We start from the raw sequence: 6,067 nt of genomic DNA, 5'->3' as shown, positions 1-6,067 counted from the left end.
CGATGTGTAGTCCGTTCGAACCCCAATCGCTGCCGCCATCGCGAGCCTCCTCTTGCTCGCTGCAACGAATCAGAAAATTAGCACCTTGGGAATCCAACCGTGAGTCAGAACCCGCGCACGTCGGTATTAGAGAGTAGCCAAGAGAGCTTCTATCCTCTTTCTATATTTGTCCGGCGCAAAACGAGCTGCCTGCACCAAGCCATTTTCCGCCAGTTTCGTCGCAAGATGGGTATCTCGTTCCAGCTTCAGCATCGCGTCGACCAATTCTGCTACACTAACTGGGTCAACTAGTAGCCCCGCATTACCGATGACCTCTGGCAGGCTTCCAGCGGTGGAACCAATTACGGGAGTTCCCAATGCCATAGATTCGAGCACGGGCAAGCCAAAACCCTCATAAAGCGATGGGAATATTACCGATCTTGCATTCCTGATCAGCGCCATCAATTCCTTCCGAGGCAGATGCTGCAACAGAATACAACGCCCGCCAGCACCCTCACTATAGCGTTTTATCTTCTCCCACAGATCGTCGCTGGCCCAACCTGGAGAAGCTACCAAAACGAGTGGCAGGTTGATGCGTGCATCACGATGTGCCTCTATGATCCGCCCGACATTCTTCTTCGGCTCCACCGCGCCAAAGAAGAGGAAATAGCCGCGGTTCGTCAGACCTGCCGGAAGATCGAGAAAACTTGCCGCTTTCGGCTGATGCCAGAATACCTCTTCCAATGACTGATATGTATTTACGACTAAGTCAGGATCAACGTTCATCTGTTCAATAATGTCCGACCGCGAACGTTCCGATACAGTCAGGATACGGTCTGCATTATTTGTGATTTCATTACATAACCGCCGCATCCGGTTTGGATTGCCCAAGACCAGTTCCGGTCGGATCAATGGTACAAGATCGTGAATTGTGTAAATATTCCGCGCGGCGCGCACCCGCAGCGGCACGGGGCAAGTCCAATGAGCCAGATCAATACCGGGAATGTCCACTTCCGTGAAACGCCCGAAACGCCGGAATGCAGCCACAGCGTTCGCGAATAATTCGCGTCTATACCATGCGTTCTGCACCGGCAAGCCCTCTTTATCTATCGTCAGCACCGTTTGATGGAGGCGAGGATTGAGGATGTTACGAACAGCTCCGCAATAGCGTCGGACCGCACGAAATGACCGCTTGCCTTGCTCTGGCCGCTGCAACGTCTGCACCAGTGTAGGATGGTCTCCGTAGGGAATCGGCCCTTCCCAATTATTACCTAATATTATATCAACATCATGCCCACATCGAGCGGCCTGCATGATGAAGTTACGCGCATAGGTCGCGATCCCTGTTCCCGTCGGGAGGGCGATGTTAAGCCCATCTACAAGTATTCGCACGAAATTTTCCTATTATTGTGAAGTATTTTGGCTAAAATATATGTACATAAGTCGACAGCCTTTTCGCTCCGAAGAGATATCTTATAGGGGTGCCGTTAATCAGTAAGCTGCGTGCCACTCATTTCCGAAAGAGGTTGACCTATTTCTCCCCCCAACAAGCTTCGTTTCCCTATGCCATGAAATCAACTACAGTGAATGATACCCTGCGAAGTCCGATACCCAAAAGTCGGATATCCTGATTAATGCCTAACTCTGCTGGCGATTTTAATTCAGAGAAATTAAATTCAAGATTGATTAATCCATTGATGTTCGGAGTACTGGTATGAACTAATATTACCTCCACAGCGGGTGCCATTAATCCGGGGAATTGCGTTACCTCTATGTTGTTAACTCTGACCATTCCGTGTCCCGATGGTGCGGAGCCTTGCATGCTTGGGCCGAGGAAAAAGTGCACTTCAATCTTTACCGACCTTATATGTGGAGCAAAATGAAATTCCAGTCGAGTTCTAGCGCCTTCAGACCAAACGCCCCACTCTTCGACGAACGAAATACCTTCTACCGCAAATAATCGACCATATTCCGACATATAGAATGATGAATCTCCTTCTATTGTTGGTACGGCATGAATATTATAGTTGAAATTCCGCATAATAGAAGGATTATTGCGATCTATTTGCGCAATATCAAATTTTGAAAGGGTATTTATATATTTTCCGATTTTACCATTTCCTACATGTCCTGGATGCCAGTGGGTCTCATTCGTATAGCTCCCTACGGCATTACTGGAATCAAGAACACCTTGCCTCTCCAGTTCCATAACTCGCGTTCGAATTTTTTCCGGCTCCAAGTTTTCGGCCATAGTTTGGGCGAACGCCGTCTCAACCGGGTAACCAATGTCATTTCCCAACTGCATGATTGCTGCTAAACGATCTGGCATGTCTTCATAAACAAAGATAGAAGACTTCTTTTCGAGGAGCAGTTTCTCAATAGCATCGGCACTATTCTTAACCGAGATGATTGCAGCCGATTTCTCAAATCCAAAAACTTCCATAAGTGATACAACACAGTCCCGCGGATCACGGACGCTCACAATCGATTTTCCTCCAACAAATCGCACTAATTCACATAAATATTGGCTTGGAGCATGAGATTTTATTACCAGAGTTTGATTGCTCTGTATTAGTTCTCGTAAATTTTCTGGAAAATCATCTGAATAAACACCGATGGTATTTCCGTATTCTCTGCACAGTTCAAGTACAGCATTATAAATCCAAGTGCTGCCACTCCTAGGCAATCCCGCACATAAAATTACGGGTGGTCGCACAAAATCTCTAATATTGACGATTTCCATTTGTATCTCGCTCTTGATTTTCTTCTTTAGTCACAGTAATGTTATAAATTATTGATATTCGTAGAGAAAGTTATAATTTTTATTAAGTTATCGTGATCTGCCTCGTCGAGTGAGCCCATCGGTCCATTCGTAGATTATACTCATGAGGCGTTTTGGATTGGTATACCAAGGCCAACGTGGGTACCCGCCACATACGCGAATCGATCAACCGACTGAACTGAGCGCGCATTTTTCCCTTCAACGCCCGTTGCCATGTGCCGCCGTTCCTAAATTCGACGTGGGCGGCAATCTTTGAGGATCTGGAAATAGGGGGAAGATTCCATTTCGGCTGAACATAACGGCCCTCTATTGGTGTCATCTCTGAAGCATCGAGAAACCGGCTCTCCATATTCATAGCACCGCGCTGGATATAAGCATATCTTGCCCCCTAGCCCGGCAACAACCAATTGCTGCGTTGGCATTTTCTCGATGCAGCGCCTGGCTAGAGGCTGTTATGGACCAGCGGTGATGGCTGCGGCTTGCTTCATCATGATGCAAGCGAAAGGGACGAGGTGGAGTGCGGCGAGTGTCTGGGCGTAACGCTCATAGTCCTTGACGAGACGCCGGAAGCGGGTTGCCCATGCGAAGGAACGTTCGACGACCCAGCGCCGAGGGAGGAGAACGAAGCCCCGCTTTGCCTCGGGCAGCTTGATGACTTCCAGCGTAATGCCGTGGGCGGCTGCGGCATCGGCCGCCCGCGCACCGGTATAGCCCTGATCGACATAGGCGATGTCGACATTGTCGCCGGTGACGGCCTGCGCGGTCCGCGCGAGCCGTTCAACCTCGCCACGATCCTCGGCGCTGGCCGGCGTCACATGAAGCGCGAGCAGATGCCCCAGCGTATCAACCGCCATGTGGAGTTTTGATCCTTTCTTGCGCTTGCCGCCGTCATAGCCGGCGCGCTCGCCGCTCTCGGGTGTGGAGCGCAACGTCCGGCTGTCGATGATGGCAGCGGTCGGTTCGGCTGAGCGGCCAGCCGCCAAGCGCAGTACTGCGCGCAGGTCGCCCACCAGCGCCTCGAAGCAGCCCGCCGCCAGCCAGCGCTGTGTCTACTGATACACCGCCGCCAAAGGCGGCAGGTCGTTCGGCATCCATCGCCACGGCGCTCCCGTCTTCACGATGTAGCGCAGGCATTGAACACCTCGCGAAGGCTGTGCTCCCGTTGTCCCGCGTCCTCACGCTGGAGCGTCAGGTACGGTACGATCAGCGACCATTCCTCATCGGATACGTCAGACGGATAAGGCTTGCGATGAAATTCCATTCAAGCCTTTGAATCCATTCGAACTCACAAGTCCATAACAGCCTCTAGGCTGTAGTGACGATTTAATCATTTGAGCCATAGCATGATGGATGCGAGTTTGACGAAGCCGAGGAAGTTGGCGGCGAGCTTGTCGTATCGCGTGGCGATGCGTCGCCATTGCTTGAGCTTGGCGAAGAAGGCTTCGATACCCCAGCGCTGCTTGTAGGCGATGCGATCATAGGGATGCTGGTATTTGCGATGGCGGCGGGGTGGGATGACCGGTTCACCGCCTTGGTCGTAGATGAGATCATGCAGGCGGTCAGCGTCATAGGCGCGATCAGCCAAGACCTTGCCAGCCGGGATGCCGCGGATCAGGTCGCAGGCGGGTGCCATGTCGTTCTGCTGGCCGGGACCGAGGATGAAGCGGATCGGCAAGCCAAGGGCATCGACTACGGTGTGGACCTTGGTGCCAAACCCGCCTCGCGAACGGCCGAGAGCCTGGGCTTGAACGCCCCCCTTTTTACCCGTGCCCCGGCGGCTTGGGCCTGAGCGCGGATCACGGTCGCATCGATCGCCAGCCACTCGATATCTGGATCATCCGATACCGCTTCGAATATCCGGTCGATCACCCCTTGCTCGATCCAGCGATAGTACCGCCGCTTGGCTGTCTGATGGGACCGAACCTCTCCGGCAGATCACGCCAGCGACCGCCGGAACGCGCGAGCCATAGCAGTGCATCCAGAAACCGCCGCCCGTCGCTGCGCGGACCACGCTTGCCCTTGCGGCCGCCCGGCACGAACTCACGCAGCCGCTCCCACTGATCGTCCCTGAGAACCTCGCCTTCCACACCAGCCTCCAAAAGCCAGTGTTGAATCAGATATCACACCTCGCGTGAATCCCTAAAATGTCACTACAGCCTAGAGCGGGTTGCGATCTGATTGAATCAGATCGCCGCTCTGGTTTCTTTGTTTGCCGCGATTTCTTAACCAGCGATCGGTTCCGATCGGTTGGAAATCGCTCTAGCCCCACATTCTTGATGCTGTGCGGAACGCTCCCTGCTTGCGCCACGCCCGAAGTCCTAAGAATTGCCGATATGGTTCAAGTCGATCCGTTCTGCCATACGGGCGGGAGATTGCGGCCAACAGCTACGATACGCCGGAAACGGTCAATGAGTGGTCGAGCAAAATGGGGGGATGCGCTCTGCGCTCGGCCTGTCGCCCTCTAGCTCGTAGCCCCGGCAAGAATAACGATCACGGCGACCACGCCCAAAGCGAACGCCAAAAACCTGAAATCGGGCCTGTATGGACCTTCGCGCATCACGGCGCTTCCTTGCGCATCGCGTCGATCATCAGTCGCCAGATGTTGGCCGCGTCATCCTCGATCACCTGATTTGAATGGTCCGGACAAAGGGCGCGGATGATCTCGGAGCCACCTTCTCGCATGGCTGGGCTGGGTTCGTGTAGAGCTTCGATCACTGCCAGCGCCTGCGGCATGTATCTTTGCCACATCGGTTTGCCATCGAATTTGATGTTTTCGGGATTGCCCTCCAGCTTACAGAGGGCGCGGGAGGCGCGTTCGATTGGTGTCATGCGTACAGGGTTGCGCCTGTATTCGAGTCGGTCAAGAGGCGCCTGAAGGCATTTCTGTGCTTCATCCGTTTGAAAGGAAGGCGACCAAGGGCAGTCAGGCTTGTGCCCGATCGATATGACGCCACAGAATGCGAGGTATACAGCGGCTTGCAGCCGCGCAGGACGGCGCGCGGCGTAAGGCGGCCGAGAATCGCCTGTCCGGCGCTGACATTTAGTTCTTTGCAGAACGTCTACACCAGATGCTCGATCTCCTCCAGCCGGATCAAAACGACGCCTTCACAGAAAAACCTTCCCAACGTCGAATTGAAAGCCTGTCGCTTCACCATTCAACGTGCTGTCCGAGGTCAGGATATGAACCGCCCCGGGATTGCCGGAGGCCCTAACTCCTGAGAGGTAGGGTCTAAGATGAGCAAGACAACGAACAAGTTTGCACCGGAGGTGCGCGAGCGGGCAGTCCGCCTGGTGCTGGACCAAGAA

Annotated in this window: 3 protein-coding genes and 2 pseudogenes; all 5 read right to left on the bottom strand. The window is 53.4% G+C overall.

The annotated features are described in order from the left end of the window. Positions 1-126 precede the first annotated feature (126 nt). The 5 genes and pseudogenes from MRBLMA1_RS11430 to MRBLMA1_RS11410 all read right to left on the bottom strand — a co-directional run bounded on the left by MRBLMA1_RS11430 (position 127) and on the right by MRBLMA1_RS11410 (position 5,494). Complete coding sequence (locus MRBLMA1_RS11430) at positions 127-1,371, bottom strand: glycosyltransferase family 4 protein (protein WP_363736949.1); 1,245 nt, start codon at positions 1,369-1,371, stop codon at positions 127-129. 169 nt (positions 1,372-1,540) lie between these two features. Beyond that, on the bottom strand, positions 1,541-2,722 hold the full coding sequence (locus MRBLMA1_RS11425; protein WP_363736947.1) for a sulfotransferase domain-containing protein: 1,182 nt from the start codon (positions 2,720-2,722) through the stop codon (positions 1,541-1,543). 491 nt (positions 2,723-3,213) lie between these two features. Then, positions 3,214-4,022: pseudogene (locus MRBLMA1_RS11420) on the bottom strand (IS5 family transposase). 66 nt (positions 4,023-4,088) lie between these two features. Then, positions 4,089-4,848, bottom strand: a pseudogene (locus MRBLMA1_RS11415) (IS5 family transposase). A gap of 469 nt (positions 4,849-5,317) precedes the next feature. Then, positions 5,318-5,494 (bottom strand): hypothetical protein, encoded by a 177-nt coding sequence (locus MRBLMA1_RS11410; protein ID WP_363736946.1) that lies wholly within the window; start codon positions 5,492-5,494, stop codon positions 5,318-5,320. Positions 5,495-6,067: the final 573 nt, after the last annotated feature.

Source organism: Sphingobium sp. LMA1-1-1.1, from assembly GCF_040676365.1.
GTDB lineage: Bacteria > Pseudomonadota > Alphaproteobacteria > Sphingomonadales > Sphingomonadaceae > Sphingobium.
This window is presented reverse-complemented; position numbering and strand designations above follow the sequence as displayed.